This window comes from Segatella copri, assembly GCF_019127135.1.
GTDB lineage: Bacteria > Bacteroidota > Bacteroidia > Bacteroidales > Bacteroidaceae > Prevotella.
Map to the genome: position 1 here is coordinate 18085 of NZ_JAHOEA010000005.1, position 20290 is coordinate 38374.

Consider the following 20290-nt stretch of genomic DNA (forward strand, 5'->3'; position numbering starts at 1 on the left):
GCGTATGATTACTTATTAGCAACCAAGTCCATTGTATCGCGAGCGATAACAATCTCCTCGTCGGTAGGAACTACAACTACCTTCACCTTACTGTCGTCAGTAGAGATGATAGCTTCCTCGCCACGAACCTTGTCATTTACTTCCTTATTAATCTTGATGCCAAGATACTCCAGGTTCTTGCAAGAATCCTCACGGAGGTCAGTCTGGTTCTCACCAACACCTGCTGTGAATACGATAGCGTCAACGCCACCCATAGCAGCTGTGTAAGCACCGATGTACTTCTTGATGCGATACTCATACATGCGGAGAGCGAGCTTAGCCTTCTCGTTACCCTCGTTGGCTGCGTTCTCAATGTCGCGCATATCAGAAGAAATACCTGTAATACCGAGCACACCACTCTTCTTGTTCAGGAAGTCAGCCATCTCCTGTGGCTTCATGTTCAACTTCTCCATCAAGTAGGTAACGGCAGAAGCATCGATATCACCACAACGTGAACCCATCATCAAACCAGCCAATGGAGTCAAGCCCATTGAGGTATCCAATACCTTACCGTTCAATACTGCAGCTACAGAACCACCGTTACCGATGTGGCAAGTGATAATCTTAGAGTTGTTCTGGTCGAGACCGAGAATCTCGCAAACACGCTTAGAAACATAACGGTGAGATGTTCCGTGGAAGCCATAACGGCGTACGTGATACTTCTCGTACAACTCGTAAGGAATTGCATAGAGGTAAGCGTAGTCTGGCATTGTGCTGTGGAATGCGTTGTCGAATACGCAAACCTGAGGAGTGCCAGGCATCAATGAGTCAACGGCACGGATACCCTTCAGGTGACCTGCGTTGTGAACAGGAGCGAGGTCGCAAAGTTCCTCGATACCATCCTCTACGCTCTTGTCAACGATAACGCTCTCCTTGAACTTGTCACCACCCTGTACGACACGGTGTCCTACAGCGTCGATTTCCTTCAAATCCTTGATAGCGCCGATTTCTGGGTCGAGCAAGCACTTGAATACGAAGTTCACACCTTCCTTGTGGTCAGGCATGTCGTGCATAATTTGCTTCTTCTCGCCGTTAGGCAATTTTACCTTGATGAAAGCGTTATCAAGACCGATACGCTCTACACCACCCTGTGCCAATACAGACTCATCGTCCATATTATATAATTTGTACTTGATAGATGAACTACCGCAGTTCAGAACCAATACTTTCATAATCTAATTTTTGTAATGTTATTGATTGAATAAAGTTAGTCTCAATTAAGCCTTCTTAGCATCCTGTGCCTGGCAAGCTGTGATAGCTACCATGTAGTAGATGTCATCTACAGAGCAACCACGAGAGAGGTCGTTTACAGGACGGGCGATACCCTGGAGGATAGGACCGATAGCGATGGCACCACCCAGGCGCTGAACGAGCTTGTAGCCGATGTTACCAACCTCGAGGTTTGGAACTACCAATACGTTAGCCTTACCAGCTACCTCTGACTTTGGAGCCTTCTTGGCAGCTACCTCAGGAACGAGGGCTGCATCAGCCTGAAGCTCACCATCGAGATGAAGCTCTGGGAACTTCTCCTTAGCAATAGCTACGGCATCCTTTACCTTGTCAATGATATAAACGCTCTTACCAGTCTCCTTGTTGATAGCATCCTTTGCGCTACCCATTGTTGAGAAGCTCAACATGGCAATCTGTGGATCAGCAATACCTGCCACTGACTGAGCTGTATGAGCTGTAGTATAGGCAATCTGAGCAAGCTGGTCTGCTGTAGGGTTTGGAGTTACAGCAACGTCACCCATTACTACAATGCCATCCTGACCATACTGCTTCTGGTCTGTGATGAGCAACATAGCACCACTTACGCAAGTGATACCTGGAGTGCACTTGATAATCTGAAGAGCTGGACGGAGAGTATCGCCAGTAGTGCTCAATGCACCAGAAATCTGACCGTCAGCGCCCTCAGTCTTGATAATCATACAACCGAGATAGAGGTTGTTCTTAGTTACGAGTTCACGAGCCTGCTCAACAGTCATGCCCTTCTTCTTACGAAGTTCAGCGAGCTTCTCAGCATACTCCTCAGTCTTAGGGTTGTTTTGTGGATCAACGATAGTAGCCTTGTCGATGTTGTTAAGACCCCACTGAGCAGCGAGATTCTTAATATTGGCAGGGTTACCGATGAGGATGATGTCTGCGAGATCATCAGCCAAAACTTTATCGGCTGCTTTCAATGTACGCTCCTCTTCTGCTTCAGGGAGCACGATGCGCTGCTTGTCAGCTTTAGCGCGAGCTACGATTTGCTGTAATAAATCCATTTTACTTTTTAATATTTTATATATTTTGTTGTTTCCTAAGTAGATCTGTCAAAGTGTAAGGCGCTGTTATCTTGTTTTTCGCCTTTTTGCCACATCGACTTTGCAAAAGTACACATTTTCTTTGAAATAGCAGCGATTAAAATGTGTAAAAAAAGCTAAATCGGGAGATTATTCATGTCGTAAAGGTTTACGTAGCAGGAAAAGTGATGAATTCTTCACTCTTCACTTTACTTATATCATCTCCAGAGTAAGGATGCTTTCCAGTTCCTCGGCCGAGAGTCGGAGTTTGAACTCGCCCTTGATGGCCACGCTGATTCGTCCGGTCTCCTCAGATACGATGACGGCGATGGCATCACTGCTCTGTGATATTCCGAGAGCGGCACGATGGCGGAGTCCCAGTTCTTTCGGAATATCGAGGTTATGGCTCACAGGCAGAATACATCCGGCTGCCATGATGCGCTTATTGCTCACCACCATGGCTCCATCATGAAGCGGCGAGTTCTTGAAGAAGATGTTCTCTATCAGCCGCTGGTTTATCTTGGCGTCAATCTCCTCACCCGTATCCATGATGTCCTTCAGTGGAACGCCTCGCTCGATAACGATAAGAGCACCTACGTATTTCTTCGCCATACTCATACACGCCATCACAATCGGCATGATGGTCTCCTTGTTAGCCTCCTTCTGGCTCTCCTTGCTGGAGTGGAAGAACCGAACCAGCCGGCGCATACCTTTCTGCGAACCGATTTCATAGAGGAATCTACGGATATCCTCCTGAAAGATGACGATGAGGGCGATAACTCCCACGCTCACCAGTTTATCCAGGATAGAACCCAGCAGGCGCATTTCCAGTATCTGACTCACAAAGAGCCAGATAAGCACGAAGAGCATGATGCCCACGAAGATGTTCAGTGAGCGCGATTCCTTCATCAGACGATAAACATAGAACAGCAGCGAGGCTACCAGGAGAATATCGAGAAAGTCTTTGATACCAAATTCTATCATGTGCGTCCCTCCTTCATTGCTTCTATTATCTTCACAGCCTCAGCAGCTTCTTTTACATCGTGCACTCTGAGGATGCTGGCGCCCTTCATCAGAGCGATGGTATCGAGCACGGAAGTTCCATTGAGCGATGTCGTAGCATCTCCACCCAACAGCTTGTATATCATACTCTTACGGGAGATACCTACAAGTACCGGAAGTTCCATCACGTTCAACTTCTCCATCTCATTATAAATCTGATAATTCTGGATGAGATTCTTGCCGAATCCGAAGCCTGGGTCGAGGATGATGTCCTTGGCTCCCAGGTCACGCAACTGCTGTACCTCTCTGGCAAAGCCCTTCATCATCGTTTCGAGCGTAGGCTGCACCGACATTAATATATAAGGTACCTTCAGTTCGCCCACCACCCCGAACATTTCAGGATATTCCTCCTGTCTCTGCTCCAGCGGTACATTGGCGATACCAGTGATTCCACCTTCTGAGACATCGTTGATGATGTCAGCTCCCCACTCCTCGATACACTTGCGTGCCAAGGTAGGGCGATAAGTATCTACGGAGACGGCAGCATCCGGTTGCTCCCTGCGAACGATGTCGAGAGCGAACTTCAGTCGTTTTTCCTCCTCTTCTTCCGATACTTCATCGGCACCGGGACGGGTGGAGAAAGCACCCACATCGATGATGCTTCCACCTTCTTCTATAATCTGATTAGCTCTCTGAGCTATCTCCATTTCTGTCTGTTTTCTACTTCCTGAGTAGAAACTGTCGGGCGTAACGTTCAGGATGCCCATCACCTGAGGGGTACTCAAATCCATCAAGCGCCCCTTGATATTAATTGTATATTCCATCGGATTATAACTCTTTAAGCCATTTCTTACCAGGCTTTGTATAACTCCAAGCTATAAGAGCAATAACAACAATAGAAGTTATCATAAAAAATAACGCTAAATAACTCATACTATAAACTTTTTAGCCATTTCTTCCCTGATTCAGTATATGTCCAAAGCAAAATACCACCACCTATTAAAGTGCCTATTCCAAATATCAAAATCATTGTTTCCATTTTCTTAATATTTTAAAATTCGATTACCTACTATTGCAAACAAAATTGTCATGCACACACCAAATAAAACATACAGAAGATTCATATAATCGAATTCTCCTGTTATCATTGGCGTAAGCCCACCCAAAACCATCGCTCCAAAACTTAGTTTGGAGATATCGAAGAAATAACCAGCTAGCTTGTCTTTCCTCGTTTTTAATTTATCTCTTTCTATGTTTGCGCCCATTCCGACCTCACTTTCCAAAGATTACTTGAATATTTTCTGCAAAAATAGAAAGAATTATCGAGATTACCATCATTTTTTGGGAAAATTGTTTGTTATGTCCATAATTTAGATTACTTTTGCACCCAAAATAACAGTTATAGACTATGGATATTTCAGAACTCTATCAGATTTACCAAGCGCACCCAGTGATTACCACTGACAGCCGCGACTGCCCAGAGGGCAGCATCTTCCTGGCTTTGAAGGGCGCATCGTTTGATGGCAACAAGTTTGCCGACATGGCTTTGGAGAAAGGCTGTGCCTATGTGATTGTTGATGAAAAAGAGTATGCCAAGGAGGGCGACGAGCGCTACATCCTCGTAGAGGATTGCCTCACCACCTTCAAGGAATTAGCCCGTGAGCATCGCCGCCACTTCGATATTCCTGTAGTAGGAATCACCGGAACCAACGGCAAGACGACCACCAAGGAACTCGTCTCTGCCGTTCTCGGCGAGAAGTTCAACGTGATGTTTACCCAGGGCAACTTCAATAATGACGTAGGCGTACCAAAGACGCTCTTCCGTCTCTCACCAGAGAATGAGATTGCCGTTGTAGAGATGGGCGCTTCCCATCCTGGTGACATCCGAAAGCTCGTAGAATACGTAGAACCAACCTGCGGTATGATTACCAACGTAGGCCGTGCCCACCTGCAGGGATTCGGCAGTTTCGAAGGCGTGAAGAAGACCAAGGGAGAGCTCTATGATTACCTCGCAGCCAACGATGCCCTCGTCTTCATCAATGCAGACAACGAGCATCTGATGCAGATGGCTGAGCAACGCAACATCAACCGCCTCATCACCTACGGCAAGGATGAAAACTGCGATGTATGGGGAGAAGTCATCTCCTGCGCTCCATTCCTGAAGTTCCGCTGGCGCACCGAGAGTTTCGACTGGCATGAAGTCCAGACCCATCTCATCGGCTCTTACAACATCGACAACATGCTTGCCGCCATCACCATCGGTCTTCATTTCGACGTGAAGCCTCAGCAGATAGATCATGCCCTGGAGAACTACATCCCAAGCAACAACCGTTCACAGTTGGAAGAGACGGCGCACAATAAGCTGGTGGTAGATGCCTACAATGCAAACCCATCAAGCATGGCTGCCGCCATCGAGAACTTCCGCGTGATGGATGTGCCTCATAAGATGGCGATTCTCGGACAGATGGGCGAGCTCGGCGAAGTGAGCCACGAGGAGCATCAGAAGGTAGTAGACCAGTTGCAGGCAGCAGGTCTGGAGAATGTATGGCTGGTAGGCGAAGAATTCAAGGATATTCCATGCAGCTACCGCAAGTTCCAGAATGTAGAGGAAGTGAAGGAAGCGCTCAAGGCGAACCAGCCTCACGACCATTACATCCTCATCAAAGGCAGCAACAGCGTGAAGCTCTTCCAACTTCCGGAATTGTTGTAAACGGTTATTATCGTACAACTAAAAGGTGTGTGGTTGTACGATTATAGGGTGTTGCCACTAGGCTCGGCAGATGTGCTGACTGCAGTCGGCAGACCTGCTGACTAGGCTCAGCAGAGCTGCTGAGCCTAGTGGAAATCTCTTAGAAACAGCCTCCTTGAACCTGATATTCCGACTTCTTGAACCTGAGCAAACGTATTCTTTCACTTACTCAGTCGTATCCTTGTACTTGTTCAGTCATATCTGTAGGCTTATTCAGATATATCAGTAGGCTCACTCTGCCGCATCATTTCGCTTACTCAGACGTATCTTTTACTTACTCAACCTGCTCGCAGGCTCAGCTCCAAAAACTTGTCACATAATTGGTAAACGCCTTCATCTTGCGTGATAAAGTCTCTGTCCAGTAAGGTCTTGACTGCTCCCTGCACGGTGCTTGCACCAAGATGATACTTCTGCAAGAACTCTTGCGACATCAGGGAAGAAGGCTTACCTTCCTGAGCAATGGCTATGAGAAGCTGTTTCTGCTTGGCTGTAAGCTGATACAGCAAGGCCTGATAGGCAAAACGCTGCTGGGAAAGAATGCTATCTATCGCCATTCTGACATCATCCTCCTGCAACAAAGACCTATCAGATATTGAAGTGTAAAGCATATTGAGTACATACTGAATATACCAGGTAATGCCATCGAAATGATGATATAAATAGGTAAAAGCCGCTGCACTTATCTCTTTATTGTTCCTGGCAAGATGGTGATTGGCAAATTCCAGGTAAGTCTGCTCATTGATTGCCTCCAACCCCATGATACTCGAACTATGATAGAACGGGCGTGACTGGGAAGTAAACATCAATGCCATCATGTGGCGCTTGGAGCCAGAAAAGACAAAGTTTGCATTGTGGCAATTCTGTATTCGCTTACGCAAGGTTGCCTCAACGGTTTTCTCTGGATAGTTTGCAACTGTCTGAAACTCATCTATCGCCACCAGACAAGGTTTATCTGCCTGTTCGAGATAAGCGAAGATCTCATCCAGCGTAATATCCGGAGCCTGAATATCTCCCAAACCAACACTCCACTCCGGATTTCCATTGATGTCAAAAGAGATAGTTGACTTCAAAGACTGGAGCATATTCAGGAAAAATTCCCATACTTTCCTGCCCTTTGGCTTGAGTGCCGTCAGGATTCCCTTGCCCAGCGCATAGACGAATTCGTTCAAATTCTTCGTATCATAAATATCAATATAGATGCAATGATACTGCTCACGAATGTTTTTCTGCTGAAAACAATTATAAATCAGTCCCGACTTACCCAGACGTCTTGGCGCAATCAACGCGACATTGCACCGATTGGTCAAATGGCGGGTAAGAAGAGCTGTTTCCTCTACCCTATCACAGAAATATTCCGGCGAAAGATAGCCTTCAATAATAAAAGGATTTAACTGTACCATAAGCATTTATATCATTATGAGTTTTACGTAACGAAGATTTCATAATGCAAAGATACGATGAATATTTGTAAACGGCAAACATTTATCGGAAAAAAGTATCAGACATTCAATAAAAAAGTATCTTAGGATACTTGCTCATGTATCTTAAGATACTTGGCAATGTATCCTAAGATACTTTGCAATATAGCTTCATGGGCACATGAAGCCTGTTTCATCGGCCAACGAAATAAGTTTCATCTCAGGATGAAGCCTACTTGCTGCACATCCCCAGAAAATACTTATGAATCTCCAAACTTTCGTTCAGTTCAGGATGGAAGGCGGTAACCAGCTGGTTACCCTGGCGGGCAGCCACAATCTTGCCATCTACCTCAGCAAGAACCTCTGCATCTCCCCACACCTCTTTAATATAAGGAGCACGGATGAAAGTCATTGGGATGTTGCCCTCGATGCCCTTCATCGGAGCCTCGATGTAGAAACTGCCCAACTGGCGACCGTAGGCATTTCTCAAAGCCGTGATGTCCATCGAAGCTATGCGCTGACTAGGCTCGCCCTCTATCTTCTTGGCAAGAAGAATCAAACCGGCACAGGTACCATAAACTGGCAAGCCGGCAGCAATCGCCTCCTTCACAGGCTCCATCAATCCCAGTTCATTCAAGAGTTTCGCCTGAGTGGTACTCTCACCGCCCGGAATAATCAAGCCATCCTTAGGCTGGTTCCAATCCTTCAACTGGCGAACCTCAAAACTATCCACGCCCAACTGAGCCAACTTCTGTCTGTGCTCAGCAAAAGCGCCTTGTAAAGCTAATACTGCTATTCTCATAAAACAATTTATCTCATAAGAAGGAGTTAAGGAGTTAAGACAACAGTATTCTTTTACTGAGTTTGTGCCAAAAAGCATTTGTCTTAACTCCTCTAACTTCTTAACTCCTTAACTTCCCAATATCATTACTTACCTCTTTCAGCCATGAGCAAAGCAATCTCCTGCTCATTGATACCTACCATTGCCTCGCCGAGATCCTCGCTCAACTCAGCCAGCATCTTAGGGTCGTTGTAGTTGGTAACAGCCTTCACGATAGCCTGGGCACGCTTAGCAGGGTTACCGCTCTTGAAGATTCCAGAACCTACGAATACACCCTCGGCACCGAGCTGCATCATCAGGGCAGCATCAGCTGGAGTTGCCACACCACCGGCAGCGAAGTTAACCACTGGCAACTTGCCGTTCTCGTGAACATACTTCACCAGGTCGTAAGGAGCCTGCAGCTGCTTGGCAGCCTCATAAAGCTCATCCTCGCTCATAGAAACCAGGCGGCGGATTTCGCTCTGCATCATACGCATGTGGGTAACAGCCTGAACCACATCACCTGTTCCTGGCTCACCCTTGGTACGGATCATCGTAGCACCCTCAGCAATACGGCGGAGCGCCTCGCCCAGGTTCTTGGCACCACAAACGAATGGCACGTCGAACTGAGTCTTGTCGATGTGATAAACATTATCTGCTGGAGAGAGCACCTCGCTCTCGTCAATATAGTCGATTTCTATAGCCTGAAGAATCTGAGCCTCAGCGAAGTGACCGATGCGGCACTTAGCCATTACAGGGATAGAAACAGCCTCCTGGATGCCCTTGATCATCTTAGGGTCGCTCATACGGGAAACACCACCTGCTGCACGGATGTCAGCTGGAATACGTTCCAGCGCCATTACTGCGCATGCACCTGCTGCCTCTGCGATTTTTGCCTGTTCTGGAGTTGTTACGTCCATAATCACACCACCCTTGAGCATCTGAGCCAAGTTGCGGTTCAATTCTTGTCTATTTTCTGCCATAATTCTTATATTTTTATTCAATTACAGCTGCAAAGGAAACATTTTTCAGCGAAATAGCAGAAAAATGTTCCATTTTCTGCAAACATTGAGTCATTTTGTATAAAGAGAGATTCGCAAATATATAAGAGATATTCCTGAATATATAAAGCAGTACACAGATTGTACTGCTAAGAGAAACCGAGAGGAGTTCACCTTCTGAACGTCTACATTTTTTGTATCTTAGCGAAAAATTTCGTAACGAAAAATTTCGATTATGGAATATAGAAGACCCATTCTTCAGGAAATGGATACTCAAGAATATGATTGAGTAAGATTATATATTGAGAAATCGCCAGCAAAGCTGTAAAAAAGCTTCGCTGGCGATTCTGCAAGAGAGAGGTTTATCTATGTGTTAAAAATTCTAACTCGCTCTAATTTGGACTTTGATTGAATATCAAGAACTTGGGCGTTTGCCTATATTATATAGGTAACAATATGGAAACGAGCGGACTTCTGCTCGTTTCTGTATTTTGCAATATACAAAGAACGCCTTAATTCGGAGACAAAGATACGATAATTTTCTAAATATCCAATGAATTACGATGAGAATTTTATGGCAATTAGAACTTTTTGTGTTAAATCCCATGCATGAAATGCAGTTTTCTAAGAAAATATTTGGAGATTCCGACAAAAAAGCGTATTTTTGCAGCAACAAATCCCACCACGCCTCTCAACGATGCGTACCACGGTGGGACTTCGCTTTTTATATGGGTATATGAACTACGACAAACAACCGATAAATATAGATGAACAATTAGCCTTGCTCCAAAACAGAGGACTAATGATAGAGGATGATGCTACAGCCAAATTACAGCTTCGCAATATCAGCTATTTCCGTATCGCTAGTTATCTTCGATACATGGAGCAAGACCGACAACATCATCTTTACAAATCCGGCAGTACATTCGAGCAAGCCATCAACCTTTATCTCTTTGATAAAGAACTACGCCAACTTATATTCAAGGCTATCCAAGATATTGAGATTTCTCTCCGAACCAAGATGATTCAAGTGTTCTCAATGGAACATGGGGCATTTTGGTTTATGGATTCGTCATTGTTCAAGAATGCAGAGTTTTATGAAGGTTGTCTTGACAATATCAAGAAAGAGGTGTCTCGCTCAAATGAAGATTTCATCAAGGAACATTCCGAGAAATATAATTATCCAGCTCTTCCACCTGTGTGGAAGACCTTGGAGGTTGTTTCATTTGGTACTCTTTCCAAGTTGTTTTGCCTGTTTAAGGACAATCGATTAAAGAAGCAAGTGGCAAGAGAGTTTGGACTTCCTCAATACACTTATTTGGAAAGTTGGATAAGGTGCATTACCGTACTTCGTAATTGCTGTGCTCATCATGCACGTATATGGAATAGGCGTTTTGCCTTGAAGCCTCAATTGCCGAACCGACTTCCTCTCAATTGGATTACTCCAAGTCAGAAGCCTATCAAGTTGTACCATCAGCTATGCACCTTATTATATTTGGAACAAACTATCAAACCTTGCATGGACTTGAAAAGTTCTCTACTCAAACTCTTTGCAAAATACTCTAATGTAGATTTGCATGCCATGGGATTTCCGCAAGGATGGGAAAATGAACCTTTATGGAGATAGTAGGCGGTGTTCGGATATAGCTTATCCGAACACCTGCTGCCATAACGTTTTGTTGCTGACGAGGCGAGGAGGAACCTTGCCTATCACGTTCCTCACCTTCTCGCTTCTCAACTCGATATTATCTGTTTATTTTTCTTCCTGTTCCATATCAAAAGCATTTTAGTATCCCAATTCCAACTGATTCTTCACCTGGTTGATGAAGATACTTCCAGCCTCCTGGGTCTGTTGGAGTTTGAGCAAATAGCATACTATCATGCTGAAAACAAACAGGAAATATACTCATTTATTTTTCCATATCTAAATTCTTACTATTATTTAGCTTTGTTGTTTTCCCCTTTCCCAAGCTATACTTTACACTGATTAGGGCAACAAAAGCATTTACTCTATTATCACCATAGATTTGATAAGCAAAATTTGGAAGGCTCACTTTCGTATAAGTCTTCTTGGAAATCATGGACGTCGGTATGCTTACTTCCAAAGATATGGGCAACTTACCTTTTAACAAAGAGTAAGAAGTTCCAACAAACAACTTTTCCTCTTCATCATACTGTTTACCTTGTAATAATGGCAATTTGTCGTGACGAAGGAAATAGCTAGCCATAAAACTCAATTTTGTATTTGGAACATTCCAAAGAAGCTGTGTATCAAGATACCAGGTTCTGCCAAAATGCTTCGTGTCATCTTTCATATACCGATGATACCACTGGTAATTTGCAACAAATGACAGTTCTACGCCATTGCCAAGATTATAATCACCTTCCATTCCCAAGTAATTATGTCTGTAATTACAATTTGCTTGAGTCTGATAAGTTTTATCCTCTTCTTGCTGATAATAGTCTATAATCTCATCCTTGCTCTGCTTGTACATATAGTCAATCTTGACTATATTGACAAAGTTGACCGTAATTTCAGAATAATGCATAATTCTAGGTTTCAACTCAGAATTGCCTCTATGCCAAAGCACATCGTTCACTTGCCATCTTACCGTTGACAACTGATCAAGGTTGGGATACTCCACATCACAAAAATAATTATATTGCAAATACATCCACTTAACAGGTTTCCAATAACCTTTGAACAAAGGCATCCAAGATGTATGTTTCTCAGATACTGCCGTCTGCTGATTTTCATCTTTGACAGTCAACAAATGAGAGCCTAGCAAAGCATTGAAATTTCGAAATGGTTGATATGATATTGCTCCCATCAATTTACTTCGAGTTTCCTTGCTATTATACAACACTATATTTTCATTTCGGTCAGAATTAGAATAGTCTTTCCATATTTGGGTGTAGTCAGCCCACAAAGACACCTTGTTACCCAAATAATAATTGGCAGACAAATAATAACGCCAATAATTCTTATTCCCCTTGTAAGGACTAAGAACAATATTGTCCTTCTCACTATATATTCTATCTTCATGAATATCATACCTATTATATATGAGTTCCGAAGATAAATTCAAGTGATTCGCAAACTTTCCTTTATAAAACAATCCTATGGTATAATCATCTGTCTTAAAATCATCCAGACTATTCAATTCATAAAACTTATCATTATTGAACACAGAGAAGGAATCATTCTGTTTAGTTCCTTTTCTTTCTATCCATGCTTGCGCAGATAGAATCTGATTGTTTGATAATCTATAATCCGCGCCCAAACTAAAGCTCCTCATATTATTCCTGGTACTTATGTTTGGCTTTTTATAATCAGCTGCCTCTGATTTAATCATAAGATCAGACATACTGCTATATTCATAACCAGATACATCATAATTCTGACGATGATTAAAGCTTAAGCTACCATACAAGTTAACCTTGGGTAAGGTATAGGTAAAGCTGGTACCTATAGCTTCCCTATTAGAATGCTTGTTCCTGAAAGAATACAGATTGCGGGTAAAAGTACTTACATCCCATCCTTTATAATCATCAGCCAATTCGATATTAAGTACAACAGGATAATCAGAATATTTACCTGCAGGATAACGCATAATTTCAACTTTCTTGATGCGTTTAGGATTGAGACTGATAGCATATTCCCTTTTTACTTCTTTACCATTGATAACTATTGGCACATTTTTGTCTTTACCGACATTTACCTCATCTGTTCCCCAGTCAGTTGTTATTCCAGGCAACTTTGCCAATAATTGTATAGCACTAACAGTTCCCTTACGAAGGGAATCTGTTATAAATATTGTTTCTTTTGATGCATTTCTACTCACCATATCAGCCACAACCACAACATCCTTCAGTTCTTTTTCTAAGGAAAAATTTGCAGAAGGCGTGCTGGTAGAATCCGATACGGACACAACCTTTCCTTTCACCTGCGCTAAGCAAGTGAAAGGAAACAAAAACAATATCAACACTAGTTTTGAACCAATTCTCATATTATTAAAATTTTGATGTTATTGAATTTCTGCAGCATTATTTTTATCTATTCTACTTTCAGAAGTTTTCTATGTAGTTACGAAGCGAAAAATGCTCATTTTTGATGCCAACCTTATCCTTATACAAGAACAACTTTTCTTCGTTCATACACAACGCTGATGCAACTTAGTTCCCTTACAAGACAAGAAGTAAAATGAACCTTATTTTAATCTTTCAAGCATCCGATAGGAACTACAAAAACACCATCTTTTCTTCGATATTTCCTCAGTTGGCCGTATTTCGTTTCCTCTGTTGGCCGTATTTCGTTTCCTCAGTTGGCTGAATTTCATTTCCTCAGTTGGCCGTATTTTATTTCCTTAATTGGCTGGACTCATTTTAATCAACAGGTTTTGGTTGCCTGAAAGCAGAAGGCGTAACCCCTCTCATCTTCTTGAAGAACTTGGTGAGATGAGCCTGGGATGAGAAACCGAAGGTATTGGCTATTTCCTGCACCGTATGCGTAGTGGTAGAGAGCTCGCGCTCTATCTCCTTCACGATGTATTCATCGATGATTGCCTTCGGGGTCTTGCCGGAGATGCGGCGGGTAACCTGAGCCAGATAACGGCCACTCACATTCAGCTGGTCGGCATAGAAATGAACATCGCTGTAAGTGCGGCAGAAGTTATTGACCTGCGAGATAAACTGGTTGTAGAGTTCGGAACTCCTGCCCTGCAGATTGCTCTGGCGCACGAGTTCTACATTGATGAAATCCTGCGCCTTCGCCAGCGCCTCCCCCATCTTCTTGCCCTGATTCAGATAGACGGCAAGAGCTGAAGAGAAACGGTTGATGAGACCATGAGAATTGGCATTGTCAAGCCTGTAAACCTGCAGTCCCTGCTTCTCGGCAAGGCTCAGCAGCTTGGAATTCTGCAGAATGATGTCGCTCTCCTTCTTGCGTGCCACGACGACAGAACAGAGCGGCAGCAGGCGATATTTAATCTGGCTCACCACATCTTCCGTCATCAGCGCATCGCCCTGGCTCGACCAGATGGCAGGGGCATAGATGATATGGGCAGGACGGTATCTGGTCAGCGCATCGATGACCACATTCAGCGTCTCCACCCTGCGTATCATACCAATCTTCACAATATCGGGCTGCATATCGTTCATGATAGCCTCTATCTGCCCCGAAACTATCTCGGCAGGAATATCAAAGAACTCCTGAATACCGAGCGTATTCTGCACAGTGATGCTGGTTATTGCCGAAACAGCATAACCGCCCAACTCAGAAATCGTCCTGATGTCTGCCTGTACACCAGAGCCTCCGGTGCTGTCTGAACCTGTAATCGTTAATATCATATACTTTGAACTTTAATCTCTGAACTTGAAACATTGAACTTGAAAGCCGATGATAAGTCCGATGGCAAAGATACAAAAAAAACAACGAATATCACTCTCAGACATGGAAAAATGCCTTTTTTTCTATATAAAATGACCGAAAACGATATTTTCATGTAAAATAGTTCTGTATTTCAGCTTATTTTATTTATCTTTGCAAGGACAATAAGGATCTAATAAAGCAAATAAATTAAACAACGACATGAAAATAATCTACTTAACGGTTGTCTTGGTTTTGGCTACATGCTTCACCGCCAAGGCACAGAAGGGGTACAAGAATGTGCTCCGCGAAACCAACATGGCTTTCTACAAAACGGAACAGGCAAAGCAGGTGGGTAACCAGATTCTTGCTTACCAGAGAGTAACCGGCGGATGGCCCAAGAACATCGACATGGTGAAACCGATGAGCCATGAAGAGATGGAGAAAGTATTGGGCGAGAAGAACCGCCAGGACGACTCCACCACCGACAACGATGCCACCAACATACAGATGCTCTATCTGGCACGACTCTACCAGGCTACCAAGACACAGAAATACAAGGAAGCCTTCTGCAAAGGCGTGGAATATCTCCTGAGCGGACAGTATGCCAACGGAGGATGGCCACAGTTCTGGCCTAAGATGCGCGACTACCAGATACACATCACCTTCAACGACAATGCCATGGTGAACACCATGAAACTGCTACGCGACGTCTACCAGCAGAAAGCACCATTTAACAAAGGACTTACAGACAAGAACCTCAGAGAGAAAGCCAGAAAGGCTTTTGACAAGGGAGTAGACTGCATCCTGCGCTGCCAGATAAGAGTGAACGGCAAACCTACCGTATGGTGCCAGCAGCACGACCGTGAAACCTTTGCTCCTGCCCCAGCCCGCGCCTTCGAGCTGGCTTCATTCTGTTCATCAGAAAGTGCCAGTATCGTTAAACTCCTGCTCGAAATTCCTAACCCTTCAGAAGAGATAAAGGAAGCCGTAAGAGGAGCCATGCAATGGTTTGATGACTATAAACTGACCGGACTCAAGGTGGTAAGAACGGGCGAATACGGCTCACCTTACCGCAACACCACATTGGTAAAAGACCCTGCAGGCACACCCCTGTGGGCAAGATTCTACGACCTGAAGAACTGCGAACCATTCGTCTGCGACCGCGATGGTATTCCACGCAAGAGTATGCAGGAGATAGGAACCGAACGCCGAAACGGATACGGCTGGTATCAGGACGCACCAGCCATGCTCTACCCGCTCTATCAGAAATGGGCTGAGAAATATGACAAAGCCCATCTGCTCAACATCAGCCTCAACACAAAAGGCAAGAACGAAACCGGACAGCTGGACCTCACCCACTTCAGCAAGCCAAGCCTGTCAGACTTCAACGCCATCGTAAAAGCCGGTGAAACGATACAGGCTGCCATAGAGAAGGCTCCAGCCAACAGCGTTACACCTTATATTATATATGTACGCAACGGCAAATATCACGAAAAAGTAATCATCGACAAGCCAAACATCGTACTGGTAGGCGAAAACAGAGACAGCGTCATCATAGAATATGCCGAGACTGCCCAGTCGCAAACCATCAAGCAATACAAAGGCAAGGATGTTCACCAGGGAGTCATCGTCCTGACTGAAGACGCCAACGACTGCGTTATCAGCGGAATCACCGTATACAACAACTACGGCTCTACCGTTGAGAAGACTACCACCCATCAGATGGCAATCTTCGGCAGAGGCACACGCACCATCATCACCAACAGCAATATCTATGCAGATGGCAATGATGCCTTGTCGCTCTGGTGCAAGCAGGATGGAATGTACTATCATGCCGACCTCTTTCTGCGCTGTCCGGGAGTAGACTTCATCTGTCCTCGAGGCACCTGCTACGCTACCCGCTGCAAGTTCCTGGGCGACAGCCGTGCCATCATCTGGCACGACGGCAGAGGAGACATCAACAACAAGTTTGTGATTACGAACTCATCGTTTGATGCATTATCGCCTACCAAGTTGGGCAGATATCATCACGACCACCAGTTCTACCTCATCAACTGCAAGATGTCGAAGAACATACTGGACAGCAACATCAGCTATGCCTATACCGACAAGGTGCTCGACCCATGTCCATGGGGACAACGAGTATACTATTACGGCTGTGAGCGTGAGGGTGGCAACAGCGGCTGGCTCAGCGACAACCTGAGCACGGCACCCGGTTCACCGGCATTCCATGCCGTTACAGCCAAATGGACCTTCATGGGCAAATGGGATCCGGAGGCAAGACTCAGAAACCTCTGGCATGTATTGAAATATCAAGTAGAATACTAAGTATAACTAAATTAAAAAATCTTTTATGGATCTACAAATCAAGAAAGGCGCATTAGCCTTATCATTAAGCTTGTGCTGTGTAGGTGCATTCGCACAGAAGACCATCACAGGTACAGTAAAAGATGCAACTGGAGAACCATTAATTGGCGTTACCATCCAAACAGCAAAAGGCGGTGGTACTGTAACCGATTATGACGGAAACTTCAGCCTTAGCAATCTAAAGGTAGGTGAAAAGCTTACGATTTCCTATGTAGGATGTAAGACCAAGATTGTCACCGTTAGCAACCATCCTACGATGAATATTGTTCTAGAGTCATCAGACAAATCGCTCGATGAAGTCGTTGTCATCGGTTACGGTACGATGAAACGCCGCGACCTGACAGGTGCCGTAGCATCAGTAACAGGCGACAAGCTGGCACAGAACCCAGTATCCAATATTGCCGAGGCGCTGCAAGGCCAGCTTCCTGGCGTAACCGTTACTTCTCAGGACGGTCGTCCGGGAGCCAGCATGAGCATCCGTGTACGTGGTGGCGGTTCCATCACCCAGAGCAACGATCCGCTCTTCATCGTAGACGGAGTACAGGTATCAAGCATTGATGACATCCCAGCCGACAATATCGAAAGCATCGACGTGCTCAAGGATGCAGCCTCTACAGCCATCTACGGTGCCCGCGGTGCCAACGGTGTTATCCTTATTACCACCAAGAATGCCAAAGAGGGAAAGGTAAACGTAAAATACAACATGTATTTCAGAGTAAAGGAAAAGCCGGAAACCTACAAACAGGAGAGCGCCTACGATTACGTGCTGCGCAACTGGAGCTACGCTACAGCCTATAATGCAAAAGACGGGCAGGATATTGCCAAATACTTTGGCGTAGGCAGCGAGAACGGCAACCATCTGGAGGAATACAAATCGATGGGAACCCACAATTACCAGGACGATCTTCTGGGCAGTTCACACTCCTGGAACCACGACTTAAGCATAAGCGGCGGTACAGAGCGTACCAAATATTATGCAACCCTGAACTATATCAACGACAAGGGTTCATTGAACAACACCGGTTTCCGCCGCTGGAACGGTAACGTGAAACTGACACAGGACATCAACAAAAAACTGAAATGGAACCTGGATGCACGCTACAGCGAGATGCAGTTCAAGGGAGCCAAGTTTGAATATGCCACCTGTTCATACAACTTCCGCCCAATCGACACTCCACTCGGAGAAGATGACGGCAGCTTGCTCGGTTTGGGAGATTCACACGTATCGCAGTCTTTCAATCCTGTATCAATTTACGACAACTATACCAGCATCCATACCCGCAACAGAATGCGTGCCAACAACTCATTGATCTGGACGCCAATCAAGGGGCTGACAGGAAAGACTGAACTGACCCTGGGTCGCAACTGGAGTGAGCAGAAGACATGGGATGGAGGTTTCGAAGAAGGCTACAGCCATGCCAAGTTAAAGAAGTCTGACGGATATCATGTAAAGTGGACTTCTACCATCAACTACAACGTACAAGGTTTAGGCAAGGACCATAAACTCGACCTGCTCGCCGGTAATGAGGTTTTGGCAAGCAAGAGCAGTTCTACCACCTTCGATGGTTATGGCTATCCGGAAGAATGGGATATGAACACCGCATTCGGTATGCTCGACATGACCAATAAGGACCCAGACCTGAAAATAGATAAGGATACATACGTCAACAACATTGCCATACCAGAGCATTCTTTGTCATGGTTCGGCCGTGCCAACTATTCTTATCAGAGCCGCTACCTGTTTACCGCCACCTTCCGTGCCGACGGCAGTTCCAAGTTTGCACCTAATCATCACTGGGGTTACTTCCCTGCAGCCGCAGCCGCATGGCGTATCTCAGACGAAGCATGGATGAAAGGTACAGAAGACTGGTTGAGTAACCTGAAACTCCGTCTCTCATATGGTACAGCAGGAAATGACAACATCAACTCTTCCCTATGGAAGGATACATGGCAGAAGAGCACCACTACCGTAGATGGAGAAATCGTTGACACCTACGTACCAGGCAGCATGATGGGCAATCCGGACCTGAAATGGGAAACCACTATTTCCCGTAACGCAGGTATTGACTTCGGTTTCTGGAACGGAAAACTCCGCGGTACACTGGACTTCTATTGGAACACTACCAAGAACATCCTGATGATGGTGCCTATCGATACTTCTACAGGTTACACCTATCAGTTCCAGAACGTAGGTAAGACATCCAACAAGGGTGTAGAGCTTGCACTCAGCTACGAGATAGTACGCAACAAGGACTTTAACCTGAGCTTCGGTATGACCTACAACTTCAACCATAACAACATCGACGATCTCTTCGACGGCGTATTGGCAGATACTCATACCGGCTGGGGCTCAACCACCCGTCTTCCATACTACGACTACGTAATCCGCAAGGGAAACCCAGTGGGTCTGATCCAGGGCTACAAGTCACAAGGAATCTATACAGTAGATGACTTCAACGTCAGCGCAGATGGCGTATGGACTCTGAAGCCAGGTATTCCAGACAACGTAGACAACATCGGTAACTTTGCCGGTGCCGAGAACTATAAGCGTCCAGAAGACCAGAAGGCATTCCCAGGTATGGCTAAGTTTGCAGATACAGATGGTGATGGAAAGATTACCTCCAGTGATGTAACCATCATCGGCAAGACAAAGCCTCAGCACACCGGCGGTTTCAACTTCTCCGGTCATTACAAGAACCTGGACTTCACCGCCAACTTCACCTATCAGATAGGCGGCAAGGTTTATAATGCCAATGCCCTTCATGATATGATGGGTGGTAAGGACACCTGGTATGGTGCAGCCAAGCTTAATATCGTAAGCGACTGCTGGAAGATGTACAATGTAGACAGCAAGGGCGATCTTTACGCCGTGACAGACCCAACCGAGCTGAAGGCTCTCAATGCCGGCGCCAAGTATGCTCTGCCATTTGCTGAAGTAGGTCTGGTAACATCCGACTTCATAGAAGATGCCTCTTACCTTCGCCTGCAGAATCTCTCCGTAGGCTACACCTTCCCAAAGAGATGGATGAAACCTCTCGGAATCAGTAATCTCCGTGTGTACGCAACAGCAACCAACCTGTTCTGCATCACCGGTTATAGTGGTATCGACCCAGACGTCAACACCAACTTCGATGCTGGCGGCAACGGATTTCCTACCCCTAATTACGATTACCAGGCATATCCAAAGACACGCTCTTGGACATTCGGTGTAAACTTATCATTCTAATATACAAATAAGGAA

The 20290-nt window shown here is 45.1% G+C and carries 14 protein-coding genes; 4 read left to right on the top strand and 10 right to left on the bottom strand.

Features of this window, described 5'->3' with window-relative positions; all coding sequences use genetic code 11:
- Positions 1–8 precede the first annotated feature (8 nt).
- From KSW37_RS02305 to KSW37_RS02325, 5 genes are all read right to left on the bottom strand, one after another.
- Positions 9–1211 (bottom strand): acetate kinase, encoded by a 1203-nt coding sequence (locus KSW37_RS02305; protein WP_217313168.1) that lies wholly within the window; start codon positions 1209–1211, stop codon positions 9–11.
- Positions 1212–1256: 45 nt separating this feature from the next.
- Positions 1257–2303, bottom strand: coding sequence for a phosphate acetyltransferase (gene pta / locus KSW37_RS02310; RefSeq protein ID WP_119229654.1), 1047 nt, complete (start codon positions 2301–2303; stop codon positions 1257–1259).
- Positions 2304–2534: 231 nt separating this feature from the next.
- Positions 2535–3305, bottom strand: a complete 771-nt coding sequence (cdaA, locus tag KSW37_RS02315; protein ID WP_006847577.1) for a diadenylate cyclase CdaA — start codon at positions 3303–3305, stop codon at positions 2535–2537.
- On the bottom strand, positions 3302–4147 hold the full coding sequence (folP, locus tag KSW37_RS02320; protein WP_217313169.1) for a dihydropteroate synthase: 846 nt from the start codon (positions 4145–4147) through the stop codon (positions 3302–3304). Before folP ends, cdaA begins: the two co-directional genes overlap by 4 nt.
- A 219-nt stretch (positions 4148–4366) precedes the next feature.
- Positions 4367–4588, bottom strand: coding sequence for a hypothetical protein (locus KSW37_RS02325; RefSeq protein WP_118190927.1), 222 nt, complete (start codon positions 4586–4588; stop codon positions 4367–4369).
- A 143-nt stretch (positions 4589–4731) separates the two neighbouring features.
- Between KSW37_RS02325 and KSW37_RS02330 the strand changes: the two genes are divergently transcribed.
- Positions 4732–6033, top strand: coding sequence for a UDP-N-acetylmuramoyl-tripeptide--D-alanyl-D-alanine ligase (locus tag KSW37_RS02330; protein WP_217313170.1), 1302 nt, complete (start codon positions 4732–4734; stop codon positions 6031–6033).
- A gap of 317 nt (positions 6034–6350) precedes the next feature.
- On the opposite strand, the gene KSW37_RS02335 is transcribed toward KSW37_RS02330, so the two are convergent.
- The 3 genes from KSW37_RS02335 to pdxS all read right to left on the bottom strand — a co-directional run bounded on the left by KSW37_RS02335 (position 6351) and on the right by pdxS (position 9293).
- Positions 6351–7472, bottom strand: a complete 1122-nt coding sequence (locus KSW37_RS02335; protein ID WP_217313171.1) for an AAA family ATPase — start codon at positions 7470–7472, stop codon at positions 6351–6353.
- A gap of 250 nt (positions 7473–7722) precedes the next feature.
- Positions 7723–8292 (bottom strand): pyridoxal 5'-phosphate synthase glutaminase subunit PdxT, encoded by a 570-nt coding sequence (pdxT, locus tag KSW37_RS02340; protein WP_119229652.1) that lies wholly within the window; start codon positions 8290–8292, stop codon positions 7723–7725.
- Positions 8293–8417: 125 nt separating this feature from the next.
- Positions 8418–9293 (bottom strand): pyridoxal 5'-phosphate synthase lyase subunit PdxS, encoded by an 876-nt coding sequence (pdxS, locus tag KSW37_RS02345; RefSeq protein ID WP_006847583.1) that lies wholly within the window; start codon positions 9291–9293, stop codon positions 8418–8420.
- A gap of 754 nt (positions 9294–10047) precedes the next feature.
- Here pdxS and KSW37_RS02350 point away from each other — a divergent pair.
- The gene (locus tag KSW37_RS02350) at positions 10048–10938 is read left to right on the top strand and encodes an Abi family protein (protein ID WP_228115222.1); all 891 of its coding nucleotides are present in this window, start codon (positions 10048–10050) and stop codon (positions 10936–10938) included.
- Positions 10939–11221: 283 nt separating this feature from the next.
- Here the strand turns inward: KSW37_RS02350 and KSW37_RS02355 are convergent, their stop codons facing one another.
- Positions 11222–13321: an outer membrane beta-barrel protein gene (locus KSW37_RS02355; RefSeq protein WP_217313172.1), complete on the bottom strand. Its 2100-nt coding sequence runs from the start codon at positions 13319–13321 to the stop codon at positions 11222–11224.
- 376 nt (positions 13322–13697) lie between these two features.
- Positions 13698–14660 carry a hydroxymethylpyrimidine/phosphomethylpyrimidine kinase gene (locus tag KSW37_RS02360; protein ID WP_217313173.1) on the bottom strand — a complete coding sequence of 321 codons (963 nt, stop codon included), beginning with the start codon at positions 14658–14660 and terminating at the stop codon, positions 13698–13700.
- Positions 14661–14901: 241 nt separating this feature from the next.
- Between KSW37_RS02360 and pelA the strand changes: the two genes are divergently transcribed.
- Positions 14902–17010, top strand: a complete 2109-nt coding sequence (gene pelA / locus KSW37_RS02365; protein WP_217313174.1) for a pectate lyase — start codon at positions 14902–14904, stop codon at positions 17008–17010.
- Between the two features lie 25 nt (positions 17011–17035).
- On the top strand, positions 17036–20275 hold the full coding sequence (locus tag KSW37_RS02370; protein ID WP_217313175.1) for a SusC/RagA family TonB-linked outer membrane protein: 3240 nt from the start codon (positions 17036–17038) through the stop codon (positions 20273–20275).
- Positions 20276–20290: the final 15 nt, after the last annotated feature.